The organism is Kitasatospora sp. NPDC057015, assembly GCF_042673745.1.
Lineage (GTDB): Bacteria > Actinomycetota > Actinomycetes > Streptomycetales > Streptomycetaceae > Kitasatospora.
In genome coordinates, this window is record NZ_JBHUSG010000004.1 from 270,172 (window position 1) to 293,023 (window position 22,852).

17 protein-coding genes, 1 tRNA gene and 1 riboswitch are annotated in these 22,852 nt (G+C 74.6%); of the genes, 8 read left to right on the forward strand and 10 right to left on the reverse strand.

Annotated elements, in window-relative coordinates:
• Nucleotides 1-129 precede the first annotated feature (129 nt).
• Nucleotides 130-1,788 (reverse strand): long-chain fatty acid--CoA ligase, encoded by a 1,659-nt coding sequence (locus ACFTWP_RS06055; RefSeq protein ID WP_380263042.1) that lies wholly within the window; start codon nt 1,786-1,788, stop codon nt 130-132.
• Between the two features lie 253 nt (nt 1,789-2,041).
• Nucleotides 2,042-2,956, reverse strand: a complete 915-nt coding sequence (locus ACFTWP_RS06060; RefSeq protein WP_380263043.1) for a DUF1906 domain-containing protein — start codon at nt 2,954-2,956, stop codon at nt 2,042-2,044.
• A gap of 130 nt (nt 2,957-3,086) precedes the next feature.
• Here ACFTWP_RS06060 and ACFTWP_RS06065 point away from each other — a divergent pair, with 130 nt between their 5' ends.
• A complete protein-coding gene (locus ACFTWP_RS06065) occupies nt 3,087-4,181 on the forward strand; it encodes a DMT family transporter (RefSeq protein WP_380263044.1) in 1,095 nt (364 codons plus the stop codon).
• Between the two features lie 108 nt (nt 4,182-4,289).
• Here the strand turns inward: ACFTWP_RS06065 and ACFTWP_RS06070 are convergent, their stop codons facing one another.
• From ACFTWP_RS06070 to ACFTWP_RS06090, 5 genes are all read right to left on the reverse strand, one after another.
• A complete protein-coding gene (locus ACFTWP_RS06070; RefSeq protein ID WP_380263045.1) occupies nt 4,290-5,012 on the reverse strand; it encodes a pyridoxal 5'-phosphate synthase in 723 nt (240 codons plus the stop codon).
• Nucleotides 5,013-5,509: 497 nt separating this feature from the next.
• Nucleotides 5,510-5,851 carry a hypothetical protein gene (locus ACFTWP_RS06075; protein WP_380263046.1) on the reverse strand — a complete coding sequence of 114 codons (342 nt, stop codon included), beginning with the start codon at nt 5,849-5,851 and terminating at the stop codon, nt 5,510-5,512.
• A 509-nt stretch (nt 5,852-6,360) separates the two neighbouring features.
• Complete coding sequence (locus ACFTWP_RS06080) at nt 6,361-7,725, reverse strand: FAD-binding oxidoreductase (RefSeq protein WP_380263047.1); 1,365 nt, start codon at nt 7,723-7,725, stop codon at nt 6,361-6,363.
• 172 nt (nt 7,726-7,897) lie between these two features.
• On the reverse strand, nt 7,898-8,722 hold the full coding sequence (locus ACFTWP_RS06085; protein ID WP_380263048.1) for a MerR family transcriptional regulator: 825 nt from the start codon (nt 8,720-8,722) through the stop codon (nt 7,898-7,900).
• 181 nt (nt 8,723-8,903) lie between these two features.
• Complete coding sequence (locus tag ACFTWP_RS06090) at nt 8,904-10,037, reverse strand: peptidoglycan-binding protein (protein WP_380263049.1); 1,134 nt, start codon at nt 10,035-10,037, stop codon at nt 8,904-8,906.
• A gap of 286 nt (nt 10,038-10,323) precedes the next feature.
• On the opposite strand from ACFTWP_RS06090, the gene ACFTWP_RS06095 reads away from it, so the two are divergent.
• Complete coding sequence (locus tag ACFTWP_RS06095) at nt 10,324-10,986, forward strand: HAD family hydrolase (protein WP_380263050.1); 663 nt, start codon at nt 10,324-10,326, stop codon at nt 10,984-10,986.
• Between the two features lie 194 nt (nt 10,987-11,180).
• Here ACFTWP_RS06095 and ACFTWP_RS06100 read toward each other — a convergent pair.
• A tRNA-Ser gene (locus ACFTWP_RS06100) sits at nt 11,181-11,268 on the reverse strand.
• Nucleotides 11,269-11,365: 97 nt separating this feature from the next.
• Entirely contained in the window at nt 11,366-13,102 is a 1,737-nt protein-coding gene (locus tag ACFTWP_RS06105) for a S1C family serine protease (protein WP_380263051.1), read from the reverse strand.
• Nucleotides 13,103-13,425: 323 nt separating this feature from the next.
• A riboswitch (TPP riboswitch) is annotated at nt 13,426-13,575 on the forward strand.
• A gap of 82 nt (nt 13,576-13,657) precedes the next feature.
• Here ACFTWP_RS06105 and ACFTWP_RS06110 point away from each other — a divergent pair.
• From ACFTWP_RS06110 to ACFTWP_RS06125, 4 genes are all read left to right on the forward strand, one after another.
• Entirely contained in the window at nt 13,658-15,022 is a 1,365-nt protein-coding gene (locus ACFTWP_RS06110) for a purine-cytosine permease family protein (protein ID WP_380263052.1), read from the forward strand.
• A 135-nt stretch (nt 15,023-15,157) separates the two neighbouring features.
• Nucleotides 15,158-15,982, forward strand: a complete 825-nt coding sequence (locus ACFTWP_RS06115) for a glycerophosphodiester phosphodiesterase family protein (protein ID WP_380263053.1) — start codon at nt 15,158-15,160, stop codon at nt 15,980-15,982.
• Between the two features lie 473 nt (nt 15,983-16,455).
• Nucleotides 16,456-16,929, forward strand: coding sequence for an ATP-binding protein (locus ACFTWP_RS06120; protein WP_380263054.1), 474 nt, complete (start codon nt 16,456-16,458; stop codon nt 16,927-16,929).
• A gap of 112 nt (nt 16,930-17,041) precedes the next feature.
• The gene (locus ACFTWP_RS06125) at nt 17,042-18,037 is read left to right on the forward strand and encodes a DUF5926 family protein (RefSeq protein ID WP_380263055.1); all 996 of its coding nucleotides are present in this window, start codon (nt 17,042-17,044) and stop codon (nt 18,035-18,037) included.
• Between the two features lie 362 nt (nt 18,038-18,399).
• Here ACFTWP_RS06125 and ACFTWP_RS06130 read toward each other — a convergent pair whose 3' ends face one another.
• Entirely contained in the window at nt 18,400-19,035 is a 636-nt protein-coding gene (locus ACFTWP_RS06130; protein ID WP_380263056.1) for a bifunctional DNA primase/polymerase, read from the reverse strand.
• 647 nt (nt 19,036-19,682) lie between these two features.
• Here ACFTWP_RS06130 and ACFTWP_RS06135 point away from each other — a divergent pair.
• Both ACFTWP_RS06135 and ACFTWP_RS06140 read left to right on the forward strand, forming a co-directional pair.
• Nucleotides 19,683-21,140, forward strand: coding sequence for a PP2C family protein-serine/threonine phosphatase (locus tag ACFTWP_RS06135; protein ID WP_380263057.1), 1,458 nt, complete (start codon nt 19,683-19,685; stop codon nt 21,138-21,140).
• Between the two features lie 184 nt (nt 21,141-21,324).
• Nucleotides 21,325-22,815 carry an aminopeptidase P family protein gene (locus ACFTWP_RS06140; protein ID WP_380263058.1) on the forward strand — a complete coding sequence of 497 codons (1,491 nt, stop codon included), beginning with the start codon at nt 21,325-21,327 and terminating at the stop codon, nt 22,813-22,815.
• Nucleotides 22,816-22,852 lie beyond the last annotated feature (37 nt).

Genomic DNA, 22,852 nt, shown 5'->3' on the forward strand with positions numbered 1-22,852 from the left:
CGGGGGCCGGGCGGGCCCCCCGTTCGGTGGGCGGGGCCCCCCGGGGGCCGGGGGGCCCCGCCACCCCCCGCGGCCCCCCCCGGCGGTGGGGCCGCCCCCGACGGCGTTGCGCCCGGACGGGTCCGGCGGCTACTTGCCGAGGACGGTGACCTGCAGCTCCTCGGCCGCGTACGAGGCCCGGATCACCTTCTTGTCGAACTTGCCGACCGAGGTCTTCGGCACCGCCGCCACGATCGACCAGCGCTCCGGCAGCTGCCAGGAGGCCACCCGCTCGCCGAGGAAGGCCCGCAGCTCGGGCAGGCCCGCGACCGCCCCGGGGCGCAGCACGACGGTGGCCAGCGGGCGCTCGCCCCACTTCTCGTCGGGCACGGCGACCACCGCGGCCTCGGCCACCTCCGGGTGGGCCATCAGGGCGTTCTCCAGCTCGACCGAGGAGATCCACTCGCCGCCGGACTTGATGACGTCCTTGGCCCGGTCGGTCAGCGTCAGGTAGCCGTCCGCGGTGATGGTGCCGACGTCGCCGGTGCGCAGCCAGCCGTCCTCGCTGAACTTGTCGTCCGGACGCTCCGGGTCGTTGCCCGCGCCGCCGTAGTAGGCGCCGGCGATCCACGGGCCGCGGACTTCGAGCTCGCCGGCCGCGACGCCGTCGTGCGGCACGAACTCGCCGGCCGGGCCGGCCAGCCGCGCCTCGACGGAGGCGGGGAACAGGCCCTGAGTGAGGCGGTAGGGCCACTCCTGCTCGGTGGTCAGGCCGCCCGGCGGGAGGGCGAAGGTGCCGAGCGGCGAGGTCTCGGTCATGCCCCAGGCGTGCACCACGCTGATGCCGTGACGGTCCTGGAAGGCCTTCATCAGGGCGGGCGGACAGGCCGATCCGCCGATCACGACCATCCGCAGCGTGGAGGTGTCGTAGTCACCGGCGTCCAGCTCGTCGAGCAGGCCGCTCCAGATGGTCGGGACGGCGGCGCTGACGGTCGGCTTGATCCGGTCGATCATCGCGGCCAGCGGCTTCGGCTGCAGGAAGCGGTCCGGCATCAGCAGGTTGGCCCCGGACATGAAGGCGGTGTGCGGGATGCCCCAGGCGTTGACGTGGAACATCGGGACGACCGGCAGCGCGGTGTCCCGGGCGGTCAGCCCGAAGCTGTCGGCCGCGATCACCTGGAGGCAGTGCAGGTAGACCGAGCGGTGGCTGTACAGCACGCCCTTCGGGTCCCCGGTGGTGCCGGAGGTGTAGCAGAGCGCCGCCGCCTGGCGCTCGTCGATGTCGGTCTGCCACGGGTACTCGGCCGGGCGGCCCTCGATCAGCGCCTCGTAGTCGTGGACGGTCCCGGCGAAGCCGGCCAGGACGGAGCGGTCGCCCTCGCCGTTGACCACGATGTGCTGGAGGGTCGGGTTCAGCTGCGGCAGCACGGCCGCGAGCAGCGGCAGCAGGCTGCCGTCCGCCACGATCACGCGGTCGGCGGCGTGGTTGACGATGAAGGACAGCTGGTGCGCGGGCAGCCGCAGGTTCAGGGTGTGCAGCACCGCGCCCATGGACGGGACGGCCAGGTAGGCCTCCAGGTGCTCCGCGTTGTTCCACATCAGGGTCGCCACCCGGTCGTCACCCGTGACGCCGAGCTCGTCGCGCAGCGCGTGCGCGAGCCGGGCCGCCCGGGCGCCCACCTCGGCGTACGTCCTGACCACCGGGCCGGTGCCGTCCCAGGTGGTCACGGTGGAGCGGCCGTGGACGGTGGATCCGTGCACGAGGATCCGGGCGACGGTGAGCGGTACGTCCTGCATGGTGCTGAACACGCGGGTCCTCCTTGACCTGGCGGCTCCTGGCTTGGCTACCCGACGGTAACGAGGGGCGTCCGAGGCCGATTCTGCCGCTCAGGAGGGCGGATGTCAGCATCCGACCCCCGTTGCGCCGGTCACGGCTGGGCCACGGCGACCGGCGCACCGCCCCCGTCCGTCGTGATCGGGGAGCGGGCGGGCCCGGCGCTCCGGACCCGTCTCCCCCGGTGCTCCGACCCCTTGTCGCCCGGCGCGTCCGCACGGCTCGGGCTCAGGCCGCGACCGGGGCGTCCAGCTGGTTGCGGTCGACGGTGAGGGTGGCGCCGCCGTGGGTCTCCTCGACGTCGCCGTGGAACTGGTGGATGCGCTGCCGTCCGTTCCAGAGGCCGCGCAGGGAGTCGGTGTCGGTGGTCGCGCGGTCGTCCCAGCGGGCGTACCAGACGGCGTCGGGGAGCGGGGAGCTGCCGGCCCGGGCGGCGGCGGCCAGGTCGGCGATGCCGGAGTCGAGGCTGGAGTAGAACCCGGACCGGTACCCGGCGGCGTGCAGGGCCTGGGTCCAGCCCAGGGCGAAGTCGACCACGGCCTGACCGCAGGCCGCGTCCTGGCGCGGGTAGGCCTCGATGTCCAGGTAGACCGGGCTCCCCTTGCCGAGCCCGACCGCCTTCAGCCCGCGCACCGCGGCGGCGGCCTCCTCCCGGCCCTGCCGGACGGCGTCGGCGAGGTCGATGTGCCCGGGCTTGCCGGGCTGGGTGCGGCAGGGCGCCTGCCGGCCGACGTGGGTGGGGACGAAGCGCCAGCCCATCGCGCGGGCCTGCCGGATCCAGTCGGCGGTGAGCCTCGGCTGGGCGCAGGCCCGCTGGGCGCCGCTGGTGTAGATGCCGACCGCGCCGTACGGCGAGTCGGTGCGCCAGGCCTTCATGGTCTCCAGTGAGGGGGCGGTGCAGGTGTCGAACCCGGCCCCGCTGAAGACCTGCCCGGGCTGCCCCGCCGGCGGCCCGGCCGGGTCGTCCAGGACGGTGGCGCGGATCCGGGGCGGCGGGGGCGGGCCCTGGCTGGCGGCGGCCGTGGCGGCGAGCGCCTCCGCACCGCCACCGGCGCCGCCGTCGGTGGCGAGGAGCAGCACCAGGGAGGCGGCGGCGAGGGAGGTCGGGCGGAGATAGCGCACGGTCCCTTGGTACTGACGCATCGTCCGATGATCCGGGCGACAGGGCCGTCGGGGCCTTCCCGGCCCACTCTTTCGGCGGACCCGTCCTGGTACGTCCATATATTGGTAACGAGCTTGCCGCCACCGCACTCCTTACGGCACACTCGCTGGCATGCCCGCTCCCCAACCGACCGCTCCCGCCGCCCCGGCCCGGCCCGGCGCCACCGTCGCCACGGCCGAGTCCCTTGCCATGCCGCCCGCCCCCAAGGGCGAGCCCGCCGGTGAGCGCGGCGGCTGGCGACGAAGCGGCGACAGCGGCACGGCCGACGGGCCGGCGTCGGCACCACCGGGCACCACCGCCGGCCGGACACCCGGCCGACGGACCTCGAAGCTGCTGCGGCGCCCGGCGAGAATCCCGGCGCCGCTTCTCTGTGTGGTGGCCATGTTCACCGTGCAGATCGGCACCGCCCTCTCCAAGCCGCTGTTCGGGCAGCTGGGGGTGGGCGGCACGACCTTCCTCCGGCTCGGCTTCGCCGCCGCCGTCCTGCTCGCGGTCGCCCGCCCCCGGCTGCGCGGGCGCAGTCCGCGCGACCTGGGTGCGGCGGCCCTGCTCGGCGTCGCCTCCGCCGGGATGACCCTGCTGTTCGCCGCGGCGGTCGACCGGCTGCCGATGGGGACGGCCGCGACCATCGAGTTCCTCGGCCCGCTGGCCGTCGCCCTGGTCTTCGCCCGGCGGGCCGCCCACCTGCTGTGGGCCCTGCTGGCCGGCGGCGGGGTGGCGCTGCTGACCCTGTTCACCGGCGCCGGGGGCGGCGGCTCTTCGCTGGACCCGGTCGGCCTCGCGTGCGCCTTCGGCGCGGCCTCCTGCTACGCGGTGTACATCCTGTTCACCGACAAGGTCGGCGCGGCCTTCCAGGGGTTCCAGGGGCTGGCCGTGTCGATGGCCGTCGGCACGGTCGTGCTGGCGCCGTTCGGCCTCGGCCAGGCCTGGCACGGGCTGACCGCGCCCGGTGTCTCCCCCGTCCTGCTGCTGCTCGCCGTGGCCGGCGTCTCACTGCTGCTGCCGGTGATCCCGTACGCGTTGGAGATGACCGCGCTGCGGCGGATGCCGCAGCGCGTGTTCAGCGTGCTGGTGAGCCTGGAGCCGGCGGTGAGCGCGCTGGTCGGGCTCCTGGTGCTGCACCAGCTGCTCGGCTGGCCGGAGCTGGTCGGGATCGGCTGCGTGGTCGCCGCGAGCGTCGGCGCCACCCTGACCGGGCGCCGGTAGCCCCGGTCGACCGGCGCCGGGCCCCGGCGCCGGTCGACCGATCCCCTGCCCGGACGCGCCGTCAGGGCACCGGATCTCATGGGGTCCCCGGGTCCCGTACGCACGGCCTCAGGGCCAGAGCAGCGTCCGCTCCCAGCGGGTCTCCGCGGGATCGCCGGCGTCCGTCCTGGTGTAGCGGAGGCGGACGTGCCGGCGGCTCTGGTCGCCCTGCCAGAACTCCACCTCCCGGGCGCGCAGGGTGTAGACGGTGTGGGTCGGGGCGGTGGCGGCCGGGTCCAGGTCCAGCAGGCGGCCGACCCGGTCCGCGGCGAGGTCGTAGTCGGCGAGCGACGCCAACGGCTCGCTCTGCCGGCCGACCAGCACAGCGGCCCGCGCACCCGGCGACCGGGTGGCGAACTCGGCGGCCGAGACCTCCCGCGGCGCCGCCTCGACCGCCCCCCGGACCCGGACCTGCCGGCCCTGCAGCGGCCAGTACAGCGTCATCGCCGCCACCGGGTGGCCGGCGAGCTGCCGGCCCTTGGGGCTGTCCGCGTCGATGGCGAAGATCCAGCCGCCGCCGTCGGCGTCCACGTCCCGCAGCACCAGCGCCCGGGCGTCCGGCAGGCCGTCGGCGCCGATCGTGGACAGCGTCACCACCTGCGGGTCGAGCACCCCGGCCGCGAACGCCCCGGCGAGCCAGTCCGCGAACAGCGGCCCGGGCGCGTCGGGCGCGCCCTCGGGCTCGAAGAACGGCAGCGGGCGGGCCATCGGCGGCCGGCCGGCCAACAGTGCGGCGACCGCGCTCGGGTCCGGCCCGGCGGGCCGAGGGGTGTTCGCCGGGTCACTCGCCATGGTCTCTCCTCCGTACTCACCGGTCGCGCGGCGCCACCACGCGAGCGCCACCGTACCCGGCGGCGTCCGGCCGGCGGAGCGGTCCGCGCGGGACGGCCCGGCCGTGGCCCGACCGGGACCGGGGTGACCGGGGTGACCGGGGTGACCGGGGTGACCGGGGTGACCGGCCGCACCCGGCGTGACCGACCGCAGCCGGACGTGCCGGTGGGCGGCGCCGGTGTTCGGCGCCGCCCACGAGGCCGGTACGCGGTGACCCTTTCCGCTGTCCCGGTGAGGCAGGCCCGCACGGTGTCGTCGTGCGGGCTCGTACGGTCTTCGAGCTCGCTCCGGGGGTGCTCAGCTCACCCCCGGCCGCCGGCCGACCGACCCCTGGCCACCTCCGGCGCCCCCGCCGTCGGTGTACCTGTCGGACCGCCGCGGTGCCCGTCGCCGTGCTCCCTCGCGCCGCCTTCGGCTCCGCGAGGTGCTGCTCGGGCGGCTGTCGCCGCGGTGGCTGCTCAGTCGAAGGTCGGCGCGAAGACCGGGTTGAACACCACGCTGAGGTTCTTGTTGGACTGGTCGGCGAAGACGAGGCCGGCGTTGTCCTTCACCCCGAGGGTGTTGTTCTGGTTCGAGGCGCCGGAGCCCGTCGCCGTCTGCTGGGTCGCGTTGTAGTTGCCGTCGACCGATCCGAAGATGTTGCCGCTGCCGATGTTCGACACCACGCTGCTGTTCGAACCGTCACCGGCCAGTGCGCCGTTGTCGGCGACCGCGGCACCCGCGCCGACCAGTAGCAGCCCCGCCGCGAGCGGAAGGGCAGCGATCAGACCGAGGGTGCGAACGGTGCGGAATCGAGTCATGAGATCCTCCGTAAAAGCTGTAAGTCATGCCATCTGTGCGGAAGTTCGCGGCCAGACGAACATCTGCGGGCTGCGACGCCGAGGAACAGACTTCCGCAACAAATCGACAAAGCACCACCCCCGCCATCCTTTTTCGCCCATTAGCGTGACATCGGGCCGGATCCGAATATCGGCCGGATCGACCGATCGGCGACCGACACACGGGCATTCAGCTGCCATTTCGCCCGAACGGCCGCCCCGGCGAGCCCTTTCCTGAGCCCCGGGAGGCGGCGTGAACGGCGCGCATGCGAAACGGCCCGCACCACCCGGGCGCGAGCCGTTGCCAACACGCCCCCTCCAGGGTGCGGTCAGCCATCCAAGTCGATATTTCAAGCCATTCGTGAAAGCAGAGGAATTGCGGTGAAAATCATCTGTTCAGCCACTCGGATCCACGGCACCCCCGCCCTGCCCCGGGCCGGGCCCGGTCGCACGGCCGCCCCGGACCACAGCCACCTCAGACCGCGGGCACCTCAGACCGCCTTCCCCGGGTTGAGGATGCCCAGCGGATCGAAGACCGCCTTCAACTGCCGCTGCAGCTCGACCGCGACCGGCCCCAGCTCCCGCTCCAGCCAGTCCCGCTTCAACAGGCCCACCCCGTGCTCGCCGGTGATCGTCCCGCCCAACTCCAGCCCCAGCCCCATGATCTCGTCGAAGGACTGCTTCGCCCGGGCCGCCTGCTCGGGGTCGTCCGCGTCGAAGATGACGATCGGGTGCGTGTTTCCGTCGCCCGCGTGGCAGACCACGCCGATGGTCAGCGAGCAGCGCTCGGCGATCGCGGCCACGCCGTTCAGCATCTCGGCCATCCGCGAGCGCGGCACCGCGACGTCGTCGATCATCGTGGTACCCAGCCGGTCGAGGGCCGTCAGCGACAGCCGCCTCGCCTCCAGCAGCATCTCCGACTCGGCCTGGTCCTCGGCCGGGACCACCTCGGTCGCCCCCGCCGCCAGGCACAGCTCGCCCACCGCCGCCAGCTCGGCCGCCGGGTCCGGCCCGTCGAAGGCCACCAGCAGGAGCGCCCGGGTCGACTCCGGTAGCCCCATCCGGGCGAGGTCGTTGACGGCCCGCACCGTGACGCCGTCCATCAGCTCCATCAGCGAGGGCGTGAAGCCCTTCGCCATCACCTCGCACACCGCGGCGCAGGCCGCGTCGGTGCTCGGGAACTCCGCCGCCAGCACCAACTGCGGTGCGGGCGCCGGCCGCAGGGCCACCACGGCCCGCACCACCACGCCCAGGGTGCCCTCGGAGCCGACCAGCAGCCGGGTGAGGTCGTAGCCCGCGACCCCCTTGGCCGTCCGCCGGCCGGTGGACAGCAGCCGCCCGTCCGCCAGCACCACGTCGAGACCCAGCACGTACTCGCTGGTCACCCCGTACTTGACGCAGCAGAGCCCGCCCGCGCCGGTGCCGATGTTGCCGCCGATCGTGCAGGACTCCCAACTCGACGGGTCCGGCGGGTACGCCAGGCCCGACCGGGCCGCCGCCCGGGAGAGTTCGGCGTTCACCACGCCCGGCTCGACCACGGCGATCCGGTTCACCGGGTCCAGTTCCAGGATCCGGTTCATCCGGATCATCGACAGCACGATGCAGTCGTCCACCGCGTTGGCACCGCCGGACAGTCCCGTCCTGGCGCCCTGCGGCACCACCGGGACCCGCAGGGCGGTGGCGACCCGCATGACGTGCTGCACCTGCTCGACCGTCTCCGGGAACGCCACCACGGCGGGGGCTCCGGCCTCGCAGAAGCCCGCCATGTCGCGTCGGTAGGCGGCGGTCACGTCCGGGTCCACCGCCAGCGCGCCGGGCGGCAGTCCCTCCGCCAGACGGTCTGTCAGGTCACTCATCGCGTTCTCCGATCGCTCACCGCGCGGGCCGTCCCACCTCCCCCGCACTCTGCCCCGCCACCCGGGCCCCGGCAAGCACCCGCCCACACCGCGGACCGCCCCGGCGCGAGGGGCGTCGGGGCGACCGCGGCAGGAGCGGTGGGGATCCCGGGGGACCGGCCGGACTAGGGGGTCAGCCCCTGGTGACCGGCTCCTGGATCTCGGTGACCCACTTGTCCCGGTCCTCCGGGCACTCCAGGTAGAGCTCGCGGGCGTACCCGGTCGAGCGGTACCCGTTGCCGTCGATCCAGCGGGCCATCGCCTGGACGGTCGGCATGATCCCGTCCATCGACCCCCGGTGCACGATGGTCGCCGCACTCTCGACCGCGGGCAGGTCGACGACCGCGAAGTCGTACCCGTCCGACGGCTCCACCGCGACCGTCATCCCGGCGTGCACCAGGACGGCCTCGCCGTCCCCGGGCGCGTCCTCGTAGTAGGCGATCCCGGGACCGAAGTTCCCCACCCCGGCCGCGACCAGCCGGCGGCACAGCTCGTCGTACAGCGGTCCGATCACCGGGCCGATGTCCTCCGGCCCGTAACCGGCCGCGACGGCGGTCAGTTCGGCCACCCGGACGGGGGGAATGCTCTTCATCACAACGTCGTCGGCAGGCATCCGACCCTCACTCTCGATCGTCCGGAGCCTCGCCTCGACCTGGGCCAGCCGCCTGGCGTCCGCGGCCATCGCGGCGGCCAGCTCCGCCCGGCGGAGCCGGAGCATCCCGCGCAGCTCCTCCGCGCCCACCTGCTCGTCCAGGACGGCCTGCACCTGCTGCAGCGTGAAGCCGAGGTCCTTGAGCGCGATGACGCGGTTGAGCCGCGCGAGCTGCTCCGCCTCGTAGTGGCGGTAGCCGCTGAACGGGTCGACCAGGGCGGGGCGCAGCAGTCCGATCGCGTCGTAGTGACGCAGCATGCGGACCGACACCCGGCCGTGTTTGGCGAAGTCTCCGATGGTGAACATGACGCCTCCTACTCCAAGGCCTCACACGGTGTCATGGTCAACCCCCGGGCGGCCCCGCCACCCTCCGGGCGGGTCGCCACCCCGGCCCCCTCACTCCGCCCCGGCCCCCTCGCTCCGCTCCGCCCCCCTCTCCGCTGCACCGCCCTCTCCGTTCGGCCCCCTCTCCGCTGCGCCGCCCGGGTCAGTCCGTGACCGTGAAGCCGTGCCGGTCGCCCAGCTCGGTCAGGCTGCGCTGGCCCGGGATGCCGTCGGCCTCGGCGCCCCGGTAGCCCAGCCGGCGCTGGAACCCGGCGTACGCCTCGACCGTCCTGCTGCCGAGCGAGCCGTCCACCCAGACGGGATCGAGCAGGCCCTCGTCGACCAGGGCCTGCTCGACGATCCGCACCTCGTCCCCGTACGTCGTGTGGCCCTGCCCGGCACCCGGGTCCGTACGGGCGGCGGCGCGCACGTGCGCCAGCGAGACGACCCGCGGGGCCGGGATGTACCCCAGCAGGGTGCGCAGCGACTCCTCTCCCGGGACGCCGTCGGCGTCCTCGCCCTGGTAGCCGAGCGAGCGCTGGTAGTCGGCGTAGTTGAGGGTGTCGGCGTCCCGCCAGTCCTCGTCCGGCCCGGACCGGTAGTGCGAGCCGTGGCCGCGGGCGACCAGGGCCTCGCCCACCTCGCGGACCTGCGGGCCGTGGGCGCCGTAGCCGTACGCCAGCCGGTTGATCACCACCTGGTAGCGGGCCGGGGTGGCCTCCGGAGCCGGGACCGGGGTGGGGGGCGTGCGCGGGGTGGGCACGCCGCTGCCGCCCGCCCGCGCGACGATCCCCGGCAGCACCGCCTCCAGGAACTGCCGCACCCGGGCGTCGCCCGGGCAGGCCGTCCCGCCGTCCGACCACTGCGGGAACATCCGGTGGTAGCCGTACCCGGGGTCGTCCCAGGTGCGGCAGACCCGCAGCGGGATGCCGTGCTGCTGGTGCAGCCAGACCCCGAGCTGGATCAGCGTCTCGATCTGCGCGGCGGTCCACGGGTCGGTGTGCTGGAGGTTCGAGGCGGTCTCGACCGAGACCGCGCCGGTGCCGTCCGGGCGGCGGTTGGCGTACATGTTCGCGTCGGCGCGGGTCTGGGTGCCGATGTACTGGGCGATCGCGCCGTCGTACCCGAGGCCGAAGTGGCTCTCCAGGTTGGTGCTGTCCCGCCAGTACTCGAAGATCCGCTGCGGCGTCCACGGCGCCGCAATACTGTGCAGGATCAACTGGGTCGGGACGATGGCCGGTTGGCCGTCGGATTCGGGTTGCAGCTCCATGCGCTCAGCGCCGGGGTACCAGGCCATGAGGTGCCTCCTGGACATACCGAAGATCCCGGAGATGCGTCCGGGGGCGGTGCGGGATCCGTTCGCCCGCGATCCACCAGCGAACGGCAAAAGCGGAACGCAAGCCCTCAGATCGTATTCAAACCACTCGATCGAGTAGGTCGCCGAACCTGGCGTGACCCCTGAGTCGAACATCCGCCCCACCGACCGACGCACACCCGACGAACACCCGCGACCTGCGACAGAACGGGTGGTGACGCCGTGTCGGCCCCGGACGGGAGGCCGGCGCGGGCCTAGGGTCGGCCGCATGCCGAAGCTCGTCCTGATCGACCTCGACCACACCCTGATCGAGCGCAAGGTCCCGGTCGCGGACACCCTGACCCGCTTCTGCGTGGCCCGCGGACTCGACGAGGACGCCACCCGCCGGGTCGCGGCCGCACTGAAGGAGCACACCGGCCCGCGGACCTTCGCCGCCCTGCGCGAACCCCTCGGCCTGGCCGAGAGCGCCGGGGAGCTGTGGGCCGGCTACGTCGCCGCCCTGGCCGCCGACGTCACCCACGAACCCGCCGACCTCACCGGCCTCGACCGGCTCCGCGCGGCCGGCTGGACCGTCGGCATCCTCAGCAACGGCGTCACCGACGTCCAACGCGCCAAGATCGTCTCGGCCGGGATCCACCACCACGTCGACGCCGTCTGTATCTCCGAGGAGGCCGGCGCCCGCAAGCCCGACCCCGAGGTCTTCCGGATCGCCGCCGAACGCTGCGGCCACCCCCTCACCCCCGCCACCTGGATGGTCGGCAACAACCCCGCCACCGACATCACCGGCGCCACCGCCGCCGGCATCCGCTCCCTCTGGATCTCCGCGGGCCACCCCTGGACCGCCGACCAGCCGGCCACCCCGGACCACGCCACCGCCGACGTCGCGGGCGCGGCGGACTACCTGCTGGAGCTGGACGGGCACCGGGCCTGAGCCGGGGGCAGGCCACCGGGCCGACGGCGGCAGCCCCGACGCATCGACCGGTCGTCGGTGCACCCCGGGGACCGTCCCGGTCGACCCCACCGGCCCGGACGAGCCCGGCGACCTCCGGCCCGCTGACGCCGGGCAGACCCGCCGGGGAACGCCGACGGCCCCCGACCGTCATGCGGTCGGGGGCCGTTCTCCGGCGGAGAGCGTGGGATTCGAACCCACGGTGACGGGTCACGCCACGACAGTTTTCAAGACTGTTCCCTTAGGCCGCTCGGGCAGCTCTCCAGGCGGAGGTCAGCCTAACGGTTCCGGCGGGGTTCGGTGCACCCGGTTTGCCGGGCGGGTCGGGGCCGCCGGGGGCGTGGGTGGCCGGGCCGGCGGGTCAGTTGTCGCCGGTGCGCTCGCCCAGGGTGACCTTGGTGGTGCCGGTCTTGCCGTCGCGGACGTACTCCACGTCGACCGTCTCGCCGGGCTTGTGCGTCCAGATCTTGCTGACCAGGGCCGGGCCGTTCTCGATCGGGCTGCCGCCGAGCTTGGTGATGACGTCGCCCGGCTTCAGGCCGGCCTTGTCGGCCGCGCCGCCGGGGGTGACGGCGGGGGTGCCCTGGACGGCGTTGGTCTGGATCTGGGCGCCGTCGCCCTTGTAGTCGTCGTTGCGCAGCACGTCCAGCTTGGCGTACACCGGGCGGCCGGTCTTGATCAGCGTGTCGGCGACCCAGGTGGCCTGGTTGATCGGGATCGCGAACCCGAGGCCGATGCTGCCGGCCCGGCCGCTGCCGGAGGAGTTGGACTGGATCGCCGAGTTGATGCCGATCACGGCGCCGGTGGCGTCGAGCAGCGGGCCGCCGGAGTTGCCGGGGTTGATCGAGGCGTCGGTCTGCAGGGCGTTCATGTACGAGGCCTGCGCGCCGGTCTCGTCGCCGGAGGCGACCGGGCGGTCCTTGGCGCTGACGATGCCGGTCGTGACGGTGGACTCCAGCCCGTAGGGCGCACCGATCGCGATGGTCGCGTCGCCCACGTTGACCTTGTCGGAGTTGCCCACCGGGAGCGGCGTGAGCTTGTCCTTCGGCGGGTTGTCGAGCTTGACCACGGCGACGTCGTAGCCCTCGGCGCGGCCGAGCACCGAGGCGCTGTAGGACGAGCCGTCGGCGAACTTGACGGTCAGTTTGCCGCCGTTCGCGGCCGGGGCGACCACGTGGTTGTTGGTGAGGATGTGGCCCTCGGTGTCGAAGACGAAGCCGGTGCCGGTGCCGGACTCGGTGCTGCTCTGCGCCTTGATGGTGACGGTGCTGGGCAGCGCCTTCTGCGCGATGGCGGCGACCGAGCCGGGGGCGGCCTCGTTCTTCTGGGTGTTCCCGGCCGGGACGGTGGTGCTGCGGTGGTCGTTGGCGGAGCTGACCGTGTCGCCCCGGTCGGTGACCGCGACGCCCACGGCGCCGCCGGCCACACCGGCGACCAGTGCCACGGCGGCGATCAGGGCGATCAGGCCGCCGCGCTTCTTGCGCGGACCGCCGGGCGCCCCGCCCGGGTACTGACCGGGGTACTGGCCCGGGTAGCCGGGGCCGCCGGGCTGGCCGGGGCCGCCGAAGGTGCCGCCGGCGCCCGTGTCCTGGGTGCCCCAGCCGCCGAGCGGCTGGCCGGCGCCGAAGGGGTGGTGGGCGTGCTCCGCCGCAGCGGGGGCGGCGGGCGCGCCGTACGGGTCGCTGCCCGTGCCGGGGGCGGCCGCGTACGGGCCGGCGGCGATCGGGGCCGGCGCGGCGTACGGGTCGGCGACCGGTGCCGGGGTGGCGTACGGGTTGGCCGGCGGCGGCGCGTCCAGGTAGGACGGCGCTGCCGGGACGACCTCGGCCGCCGGGGGCAGCACGGGCGGCGGCGCGTCCAGGTAGGACGGCGCGGCTGCCGGAACGGCGGGGGCGACCGGGGCGACGGCCGCGACCGGCTCGGGCTCGGGCGCGCTCAGCTTGCCGAAGGCCAGCGTCCGCGGGGAGTCCCCGGCGGACGGCGTACCGGCGGCGGGCGGCTGCGCCGGGCTCTCGGGCGCCGGGCCCACCGCCCCGTGACCGCCGGAGGTCTGCTCCTCCTGCGGTCCGGTGGACCCACTCTCGCGCTCGGTGCTCACTGACGACCTCCATAGCTGACAGGACCAAGAACCATAGTTTTTCTCATGGGGGATTCGATTGCCGTAAGGGGCCCTCTGAAGAACTCATAAGAATCCTTAGCCGGACCGAACACGGCACCGAACACGGCACCCCCGTACCGGCCTGCGCACCACCCCGGTGGACCACCCCGACGGTCCACCCGCGGACCGTCCGGTCGACCACCGACCGGACTCCGAGGTCCACCCGCGGGCCGCCGCCGGGCCGCCCCCGGCGTCCCGCGATGCGGACGGCCGGCGGCCCGGGCCTTGGCGTTCCTCCCGGCTCCCGCTAGCCTGTCGCTTCAATCTGAACACGCGGGAGCTTGGACCTCTTCCAGGCTGAGAGTGCGCTGGTCGACCGTACGCCACGGTAGTCGTGGACGGCGGGCGAAGGAGCGCTGACCGCCGGAACCTGTCCGGGTAATGCCGGCGTAGGGAGTATCGGCCATGCCGCCTGCTTCGCCATCCTCTTCTTCGGACGCGTCCGCGTCCACGCAATTCCCCGCACCCGCCGAGGGTCTTCACACGGATGTCGCCGTGCTGGACCGTCCGCAGGCGCCGGGGCGCACCGAGGCGCCGCTCGTCCTCGACACCGAACCGCCGCGCACGCTGTCCTTCAAGGACCAGTTCGCGCTCTGGCTGAACCTGGGCGTCAGCCTGATCGGTTTCAGCACCGCCGCGACCGTGCTGGGCGCACCGGGCTCGGAGCTGTCCTTCACCGCCGCCGTGGTCGCGATCCTCGCCGGCACCGCGATCGGCACCGCCGCGCTCGGCGTCGCCGCCCTGATCGGGGCCAAGACCGGCGCGCCGGCGATGGCCAACCTGCGCGGGCTGTTCGGCACCAGGCTGAGCTACCTGCCGACCGTGCTGAACATCGCGCAGTGCGTCGGCTGGGGCGTCTTCGAACTCACCGTGATCGCCCAGGGCGCCCAGACGGTGGCGGGCACCGAGGGCTACCGCTGGCTGTTCGTGCTGCTGGCCGGCGCCGTGACCACCGTGCTGACGATCTGGCCGCTGGGGTCGATCGCCGTGCTGCGCAAGTACGTCGCCGTCGCGGTGGGCGTGGCGATGGTGTACTTCACCGTCCAGCTGGGCCGCCAGGGCTTCCCCGACCCGGGGGCCGGCAACTGGCACGGGTTCCTCGGCGCGACCGACGCGGTGATCGCGCTGTCGATCTCCTTCGTGCCGCTGGCCGCCGACTACACCCGGCACTCGCGGACGGCGGCCGCCTCGTTCTGGGGCACCTTCTCGGGCTACACCGTCGCCCAGGTCTGGTGCTACGTGCTCGGCCTGATCGCGCTGCTGCAGTCCGGCGGTGACACCGAGAAGATCTTCTCCTCGTTCACCGGGGTCTGGGCCGGCTGGGCCTTCCTGCTGGTCCTGGTGCTGCGCGAGACCGACCAGTCCTTCGCGAACGTGTACTCGACGGCGATGTCGGTGCACAACCTGTTCCCGCGGGTCGACCGGCGGCTGCTGACCGGCGGGATCGGCGTGCTGACCACGGTGCTGGCCCTGCAGATCAAGCAGTTCAGCGACTCGTACTACGCCTTCCTCGGCCTGATCGGCTCGGTCTTCGTGCCGCTGTTCGCGGTGCTCGCGGTGGACTACTTCTTCGGCGCCGGCCGCCGCGGCTGGGACCTCTCCGAGCGGGCGCCGTCGCGCTGGCTGATGCTGCTGCCGTGGGTGCTGGGCTTCGCCGTGTACCAGTTCCTGGCGCCCACCACGGTCGCGGACTGGTGGGTCGGGTTCTGGGGGGACGTCCAGGAGGCGCTGCACTTCACCCCGCAGAGCTGGACCTCGGCCTCGCTGTTCGGGTTCCTGGTGCCCGCGCTGATCACCCTGGCGCTCACCCCGCTGACCCGCGCCGGGCGCGCCGGCGGCGTCCCGGCCACCGGGGCCTGAGGCCCGGCGCCCCGCGCGGCGGCAGCGCGTACCCCCGCCCGCCCGCCCGCACCGTTCACCGCACGGCCGACGGCGGCCCCGCACGTTGGGGCCGCCGTCGCCGTTCCGTCATCCGGGCCGCCTATCGTTGGCCGTGTGACCAGCCCCGACCTGTCCCCCGCCGCCGCCCGCACCGCACAGCCCGTCCAGGTGGTGGCGCACCGCGGCTCCTCCCGGGCCCTGCCCGAGCACACGCTCGCCGCGTACCGGCGCGCGCTCGCCGAGGGCGCGGACGCGTTCGAGTGCGACGTCCGGCTGACGGCGGACGGACGGCTCGTCTGCGTGCACGACCGCCGGATCCAGCGGACCTCGGACGGGCGCGGGGCGGTCTCCGCGATGACCCTGGCGCAGCTGGAGGCGTACGACTTCGGCTCCTGGAAGGGCGCCGCCGGGGTCGGCGACCCGGAGGCCAGGACGGTGCTGCGGCTGGAGAGCCTGCTGGAGCTGGTCGCCGACTGCGGCCGCCGGGTGGACCTGGCGATCGAGACCAAGCACCCGGTCCGGTTCCGGGGCCGGGTGGAGTCGGAACTGCTGAAGGCGCTCGACCGGTACGGGATCTCCGGCCCCGGCACCGGGCCCGGCACCCGGCCGCAGGCGCGGATCATGAGCTTCTCCGCGCTGGCGCTGGGCAGGGTGCGGCGGGCGGCCCCGGAGTTCTCCCGGGTGTTCCTGTTCGACCGGATGCTGCCGCTGCGGCTGCGCCCGGGCGGTTCGCTGCCGGGCGGCGCGACCGTCGCCGGGCCCGGCATCGACCTGGTCCGCGCCCGCCCCGAGCTGGTGCCCGCCCTGCTGCGGGCCGGCCACCAGGTGCACGTCTGGACGGTGGACGAGTCGGCCGACGTCGAGCTGTGCCTGGAACTCGGGGTGTCCGCGATCATCACCAACCGCCCCGCCGAGGTGCTCGCCCAACTGGGCCGCTGACGGTCGCCGCCCGCCCGCGGGCGGGAAGGCGGCCGGGGGGCGGACGGGTGGCGGCCGTGGGGCTGCCGGGACGCCGGAGCGCGCCGGCCCACCGCCGGCCGACGGCGGGCGGTGATCGGACCCCGCCGTGGCGCCGAATCGCCCACTGTCCGGTGACCGGAGTGTTCCACGGGTCGGAAGACTCCCGATGTCCGGAATGTACCGAGGGTGAGCGCGGAATCACCTCCCGCACCATGTTTGACGCAAGTCTTGAAATGTCCGCGCAGGATCGCCCCGCACCCGTTTCCGACCCATTCCCAAGGGGCATCCATCCCTCGGCATACGCTGAAGGAGGTCCGGGGGTGGCGTTGATGGTGGCACGCGAAGTGCCGACTTCATCGACCATGGCGGTGCCGCACGGCCCGGCCAGCGTCGGGGTCGCGCGGCGTCGGCTGCGTCGGGATCTCGGCGAACGGCAGATACCGGAATCGGTCGTGGACGACGCGGTTCTGATTCTCTCCGAACTGCTCAGCAACGCCTGCCGGTACGCGAGACCGCTCGGGACGCTGCTCGACCTGGGCCGCGACACCGAGGCCGAGGTGGTCGACCCGGTCCTGGTCGCCGTGCCCTCGGGGTACCTGTCGGGCCCTCAGGGCGGCGGGCACCAGGGCCGCGCCACCGGCGACGGCGAGAGCACGGGCGAGGCGGGCGGCGGCGTCCTGGTCCGCTGGGGCCTGCACCCGGACGGGATGCTCACCCTGGAGGTCACCGACGGCGGCGCGCCGACCAGGCCGATGCCGTCCAGCCCCTCGCTCACCTCGCGCGGCGGGCGCGGACTGAGCATCGTCGGCCAGCTGGCGAGCGACTGGGGGGTGCGGGACGCCCCCGGCGAGGTCACGGTCTGGGCGGCACTGCCGGCGCGGGCGCGGCACGCCCGGCGGGGCGGGAGCGACGCGCGAAGCGCGTGAGGAAACCTCAGTAGGCTTCCGGGAGCACGACCGGCCGGGGCACCGGGGTGGGTGAAGCCGCCCCCGGTGCCGGCCGGTCCCACGAAGACACCGTTCCCGGGAGAGCCGCACCATGGGCAAGAAGGCCGCCGCCAAGAAGGCGCCGCAGCGCAGCCAGTCCGCCACCGCCACGACCGCCACCGGCGCGATTCCCGTGGTCGGAGCCCGGGAGGACTGCCCCTGCGGGTCGGGCCGCCGGTACAAGGCCTGTCACGGCCGGGAGGCGTCGCACGCCGTCCAGGAGCTGGTGCACCGTCCGTTCGAGGGCCTGGCGGGCGAGGCCGACTGGGTCGCCCTGCGCGAGCTGGTGCCGGCCGCCACGGTGCCGCTGACGCTGGCCGCCGGCGTGGCGGACGAGGCCACCGGTGACGTCCCGTCGGTGACGCTGGCGACCGTGCTGCCGCTGGCCTGGCCGGCGCTGCGCCGCCAGGACGGCTCGATCCTGCTGGGCCTGCAGACCCAGTCCTCCTCCGGCGACCTGAGCCGCGACCTGGCGGACGCACTGGAGCTGGCGCTGGCCGCCGAGCCCGGCGCGCCCGTGCCGTCCCGGCGGACCGTCGCGGGCGGCCGCCGCCTGCAGGACCTGCTCGACGTGACGGCCCCGTTCGTGCCGGCCGTGCACACCGGCTTCGAGTTCTGGCTGGAGGACGCCGAGTCCGCCACCGGCGAGGTCGCCGCCTCGCTGGAGCGGGCCAACGCCTCGGCCATCCCGACCGAGAAGCTGTCGAGCGTGGACTCCGCCTACTGGTGCGGCACCCCGGACAAGAACCACCTCCGCTGGGTGATGACCGTGCCCGAGGAGCAGCTGCTGGACGCGCTGGCCCGGCTGACCGCCGCCGACGCGTCCTCGATCGGCCCGGACACCCGCCTGGTCGGCTCGTTCCGCGCGCACGGGCTGACCGTCCCGGTGTGGGACCTGCCGCTGGCGATGACGGCCGCCGACTGCGAGAAGCCGGCGGCGGAGTTCGCCGAGCGACTCGCCGCCACGCTGGCCGACCCGGCCCCGCTGACGGCCGACGAGCGGCGTGCCCGTGCCAACCTGGTGAACCGTCAGGTAACGCTCAACTGACGACGTGTGATACGCGTCACATTCCGGCCGCCGCCCACAATTTCCGGGCGGCGGCCGGGTCTTGGAAATTGGCGCCGCCGCAGATCCTTGTTACTGTTCAAATAGTCCGGTCGCTGGTGCATCCCCCGTCGCCAGCGGCCGGATTTTTTCCTGCCCCGGGCCGGCCGGTCCGCGCCGCCGAAATCGACGCCGGAATCCCGCCCGGCCGGGCCGCCACCGGCGGCCCACAGGTCGTGGAACCGCCGGTGGCCGAGCGCACCGCGGCCGCTGCCCGGCCCTGGAACAACGGCCCGGAACCGAACCACGAACCGGGCCCCGAACCGAGCCGACCGGACGCTGCGCCGGGCACTGAGATCCGCGGCCTAGAACCGCGGCCGACCGCTGTCCTGCTTGGCCGTCGCCGCGACCAGTTCCTCCAGCATCGGCCCGACCTCCGGCAGCAGGACCCCGCCGCCCTCCAGCCGCTCCGGCGCCAGCACCCAGCGCACCCGGCCGCCGTCGTACCCGGGTGGCAGCGCCAGGTACCCGCCCGGCCCGTGGTAGCGCATCGACCCCGGCACCCAGGGCTGCTGGGCCAGCAGTTCCGCGAGCGTGTCCAGCGAGTACGGGGCGACCAGCAGCGTGTACCGGCCGGGCGTGGCCAGCACCGGGCCGAGCGGCATCCGCAGCGCCTCGAAGTACGCGAGCGCCCGGGTCGCCGCCGTGGCGGGCAGGCTGACCGCCGAGACGGCCCGGCCGGTGGCGACCAGGACGGGCGCGTCCGGGCTCTGCCGCTCCCACCACCAGGTCACCATCCGGGCGTCGGTGGTGGCCGCCAGCAGCTCCGGGTCGTGCGGGTGCGCACCCGGCACCGAGCAGTCGGGGCGGTCGCAGGAGCAGCGTCCGCCGTGCGCGACCGCGCCCGGCACCACCGGCCAGCGGTATTCCACGGCGGCCTCCAGGGCCGCGGCCAGCCGCGCGGAGCGGCCCTCCTGCCGGTCTCTCCTGGTCTCACGCATGGGCACTCGTTCCTTTCCGTGACCGCTGGGGCTTGCCGGCCCCGACGGAGCCATACGGCCACAAGGGCCGGCCATCACCGCAGCCGCGCCGGACAGCGCGCGACGTGGAACACGACATGGAACAGGACTTGCCGAAGGGCCCCTGAGAGGTCGGCCCCTGGAACGAGAATCCCTCATGCGACCAGATGGACGCCGCTCAGACGCTGCTGGTTCCACCGTACGAGTGAGTGACCCGCGACCGGCCCGGGCCACGGGCGGTGCAGGCATACGATCCGGACGGCCACCGGTTTCGTGGTCGGAGCGGGCAGGCCGCGAGACACCGTCCCTGCCTGTCTTGCCCGCTCTCCCGGCTTCCATGCCGCCGGGCCGAGGCCCGGCGGCAAACGGCCGCCCGGCGGTGCTCCGGGCCGGGCCGGCCCCGGATCGGCTGCTCCGGGTCACGACCGGGTCCGCCCGGGATATGCCCCGAATGGCCGGTCCAGAAGTAGTGCCCGTGCTGTCGATCAATGAACAGAAGTGCCGAGAAATGACGAGTAGTGCCGAGCGGTGACGCCGGGTGGCGTTTCGCAGCGATCGACGGCGAAGCAACGACTCGGCCGGACTTGGGGGTTTCGCATGACACGTACCACCGTGCTGGGAGTAGCGGCATGACCGAGGCCCACCCGTCCGCGACAGGACTCTGCACCACACAGCCGCCCGCGGCGGCGCCCGCCGCCGGCGACCCCGGCCGCGGCACCCGGCTCCCGCTGCTCGACCTCCCGCCCGCCGGGCCGCCGGCCGGGTCCGGCGCGGCCCCGGCCGCGCCGACGGCCGACGGCGCGCCGGACCAGCCGGGGCCGGCCGAGCGGCTCGCCGACCTCACCGAGCTGTACGAGCACACCGCGCTGCTCGCCCGCGCCCGCAGCCTGGACGACGCGCTGGCCGCCCTGCTCGGCTCCGGGGCGGCGCTGCTCGGCGCCCGTCGGGGGCTCGTCGTCACCGCCTCGCCCGGCGGCCCCGGCCGGCCGGTCGGCCTCGGACTGGACCGGCCCGGGCTCGGCGCACTGGAGACGGTCCCCCCGGACCAGGGCCCCTTCGCGGGCCTGCTGCGCCCGCACGGTCGCCCCCACCAGGTGCTGCACGGCGACCTCGCCGGGCCGGCCACGGCCCCCCGGCTGCGCGACGTGGCCGCGCACCTCGGGCTCGGCGCCAGCATCGGCCTGCCGCTCGCCACCGAGGAGGACGGTCCGCTGGCCGCCGCCGTCTGGTTCCACGACGGCCCCGCCGAGCCCGACGAGCGGCGGCTGCGGCTCGCCCGCGCCTACTGCGAGGCCGCAGCGCCGCTGCTGGCCAAGCAGCTGGAGGCGGAGCGCGCCCGGCGCACCGCCGAGGCCCTGCGCCGGGGCCTGCTGCCCGACCGCCTCCCGCAGCTGCCCGGCGTCCGGCTGGCCGCCCGCTGCGTCCCCGCCGGCCTCGACCGGTCGGCGGGCAGCGACTGGTACGACGCCATCGCCCTGCCCGACGGCACCCTCGGCCTGAGCGTCGGCAGCGTCTCCGGTGACGGGCCCGGGGCCGGCCCCGGCTCCGCCCCGGGCGCGGCGGCGGCGATGGGCCGGGTGCGCGCCGCCCTGCGGGCCTACGCGGTACTGGAGGGCGAGGACCCGGTCTCCGTCCTCGGCGACCTGGAGCTGCTGCTCAAGACCACCGAGCCGGCCCGCAGCGCCACCGCCGTCTACGCCTGGGTCGAGCCGGACGAGCGCCGGATCACGCTGGCCGGCGCGGGCCACTGCCCGCCGGTGCTGGTCACCCGGCACGGTGCGAACTTCGTCGAGACCTCGCTGTCCGCCCCGCTCGGCATGCTCAGCTGCTGGGAGGCGCCCGGGGTGGAGCTCGACGCCGAGCGCGGCGACCTCCTGGTGCTCTACACCGAGGGTCTGGCCCGGCGCTTCGGCCCGACCCTGCACGCCGGGCAGGCCGCCCTGCGCCGGGCGGCCGCGGACGCTCCGCGGGACGTCCGGACCGACCCCGACCGGCTCTGCGCGCACCTGCTGGCCTGCAGCGCCCGGCCCGGCGACGCCCCGGTCGGCACCGACGACCTGGTCCTGCTGGCCGCGCGCTTCGAGTAGCCGGGCCCGGGCGGCGGGCCCGACCGGCGGCGGTCGCGGTGCGGGCGGGCCGCGCCGGGCGGTCCGGTCCGCGCCCCCGAACAGGTGAACGGGCGGCCGTCCGTACCATGGGACGGACGGCCGCCCCACGGGTGTCGCGATCCGACGCGTCCGGGGCGGCGAGACTCGCAAGGAGGCGACGTACGTGACCGAGGACCGCACCCCGGCTGTGGCCGAGAACCCCGAGGCCGCCGGAACCGAGGACGAGCGGCCCAAGGGCCGCAAGAACGGCCTCTACGACGAGGTGTCCGAGGAACTCTCCGCGTCCATGAAGACCGGCTGGGACGACACCGAGCTGCACGGCCTCGCCCCGATCGCCCAGGCCGCGTACGCCGCCGAGCGGCGGGCCGGGCTGTCCGCCGCCTTCCCCGGTGAGCGCCTGGTCGTCCCCGCCGGCAACCTGCGGGTGCGCGCCAACGACACCGAGTACTCCTTCCGCGCGGCCAGCGAGTACGTCCACCTCACCGGTGACCGCACCGAGGACGCGGTGCTGGTCGCCGAGCCCACCGGCGCCACCGGCCACGAGTTCGGGCTCTACCTGCTGCCCCGCTCGAACCGCGAGAACGGCGAGTTCTGGCTCGACGGCAACGGCGAGCTCTGGGTCGGCCGCCGGCACAGCCTGGACGAGGCCGAGCAGCTGCTCGGCCTGCCCGCCCGGGACGTCCGCAAGGCCGCCGAGGAGCTCAAGGCGGCCGCCCCGGCACCCACCCGGATCGTCCGCGGCTACGACGCCGCCCTGGAGAGCGCCCTCGCCGAGGTCCTGGACGAGGAGCGGGACGCCGAGCTCAAGGAGTTCCTGAGCGGGCTGCGCCTGGTCAAGGACGAGTGGGAGATCGGCGAGCTGCGCGCCGCCTGCGACGCCACCGTCAAGGGCTTCACCGACGTGGTCCGGGAGCTCGGCCAGGCCGTGGCGACCTCCGAGCGCTGGATCGAGGGCACCTTCTGGCGCCGGGCCCGGGTCGAGGGCAACGACGTCGGCTACGGCTCCATCTGCGCCGCCGGCCCGCACGCCACCACCCTGCACTGGGTCCGCAACGACGGCGACGTGCGCCCGGGCGAGCTGCTGCTGCTCGACGCCGGCGTGGAGACCGACACCCTCTACACCGCCGACGTCACCCGCACGCTGCCGATCAACGGCCGCTTCGACGACCTGCAGCGCACCATCTACCAGGCCGTCTACGACGCCCAGGAGGCCGGCATCGCCGCGGTGAAGCCGGGCGGCCGCTTCCGCGACTTCCACGACGCCTCGCAGCGGGTGCTCGCCGAGCGGCTGCTCGCCTGGGGCCTGCTCGACGCCTCCGTCTACGACGTGGAGAAGGTCCTGGAGCTCGGCCTCCAGCGCCGCTGGACCCTGCACGGCACCGGCCACATGCTCGGCCTCGACGTGCACGACTGCGCCCAGGCCCGCCGCGAGTCGTACGTCGACGCCCTGCTGGAGCCCGGCATGGTGCTGACGGTCGAGCCCGGCCTGTACTTCCAGCTGGACGACCTGACCGTCCCGGCGGAGTACCGCGGCATCGGCGTGCGGATCGAGGACGACATCCTGGTCACCGCCGACGGCAACGAGAACCTCTCGGCCGGGCTGCCCCGCCGGGCCGACGAGGTCGAGGCGTGGATGGCCGAGCTCGCCGGCTGACCGCCACCGCCCGTACGACGGCGCGGGCCGGCCCCGG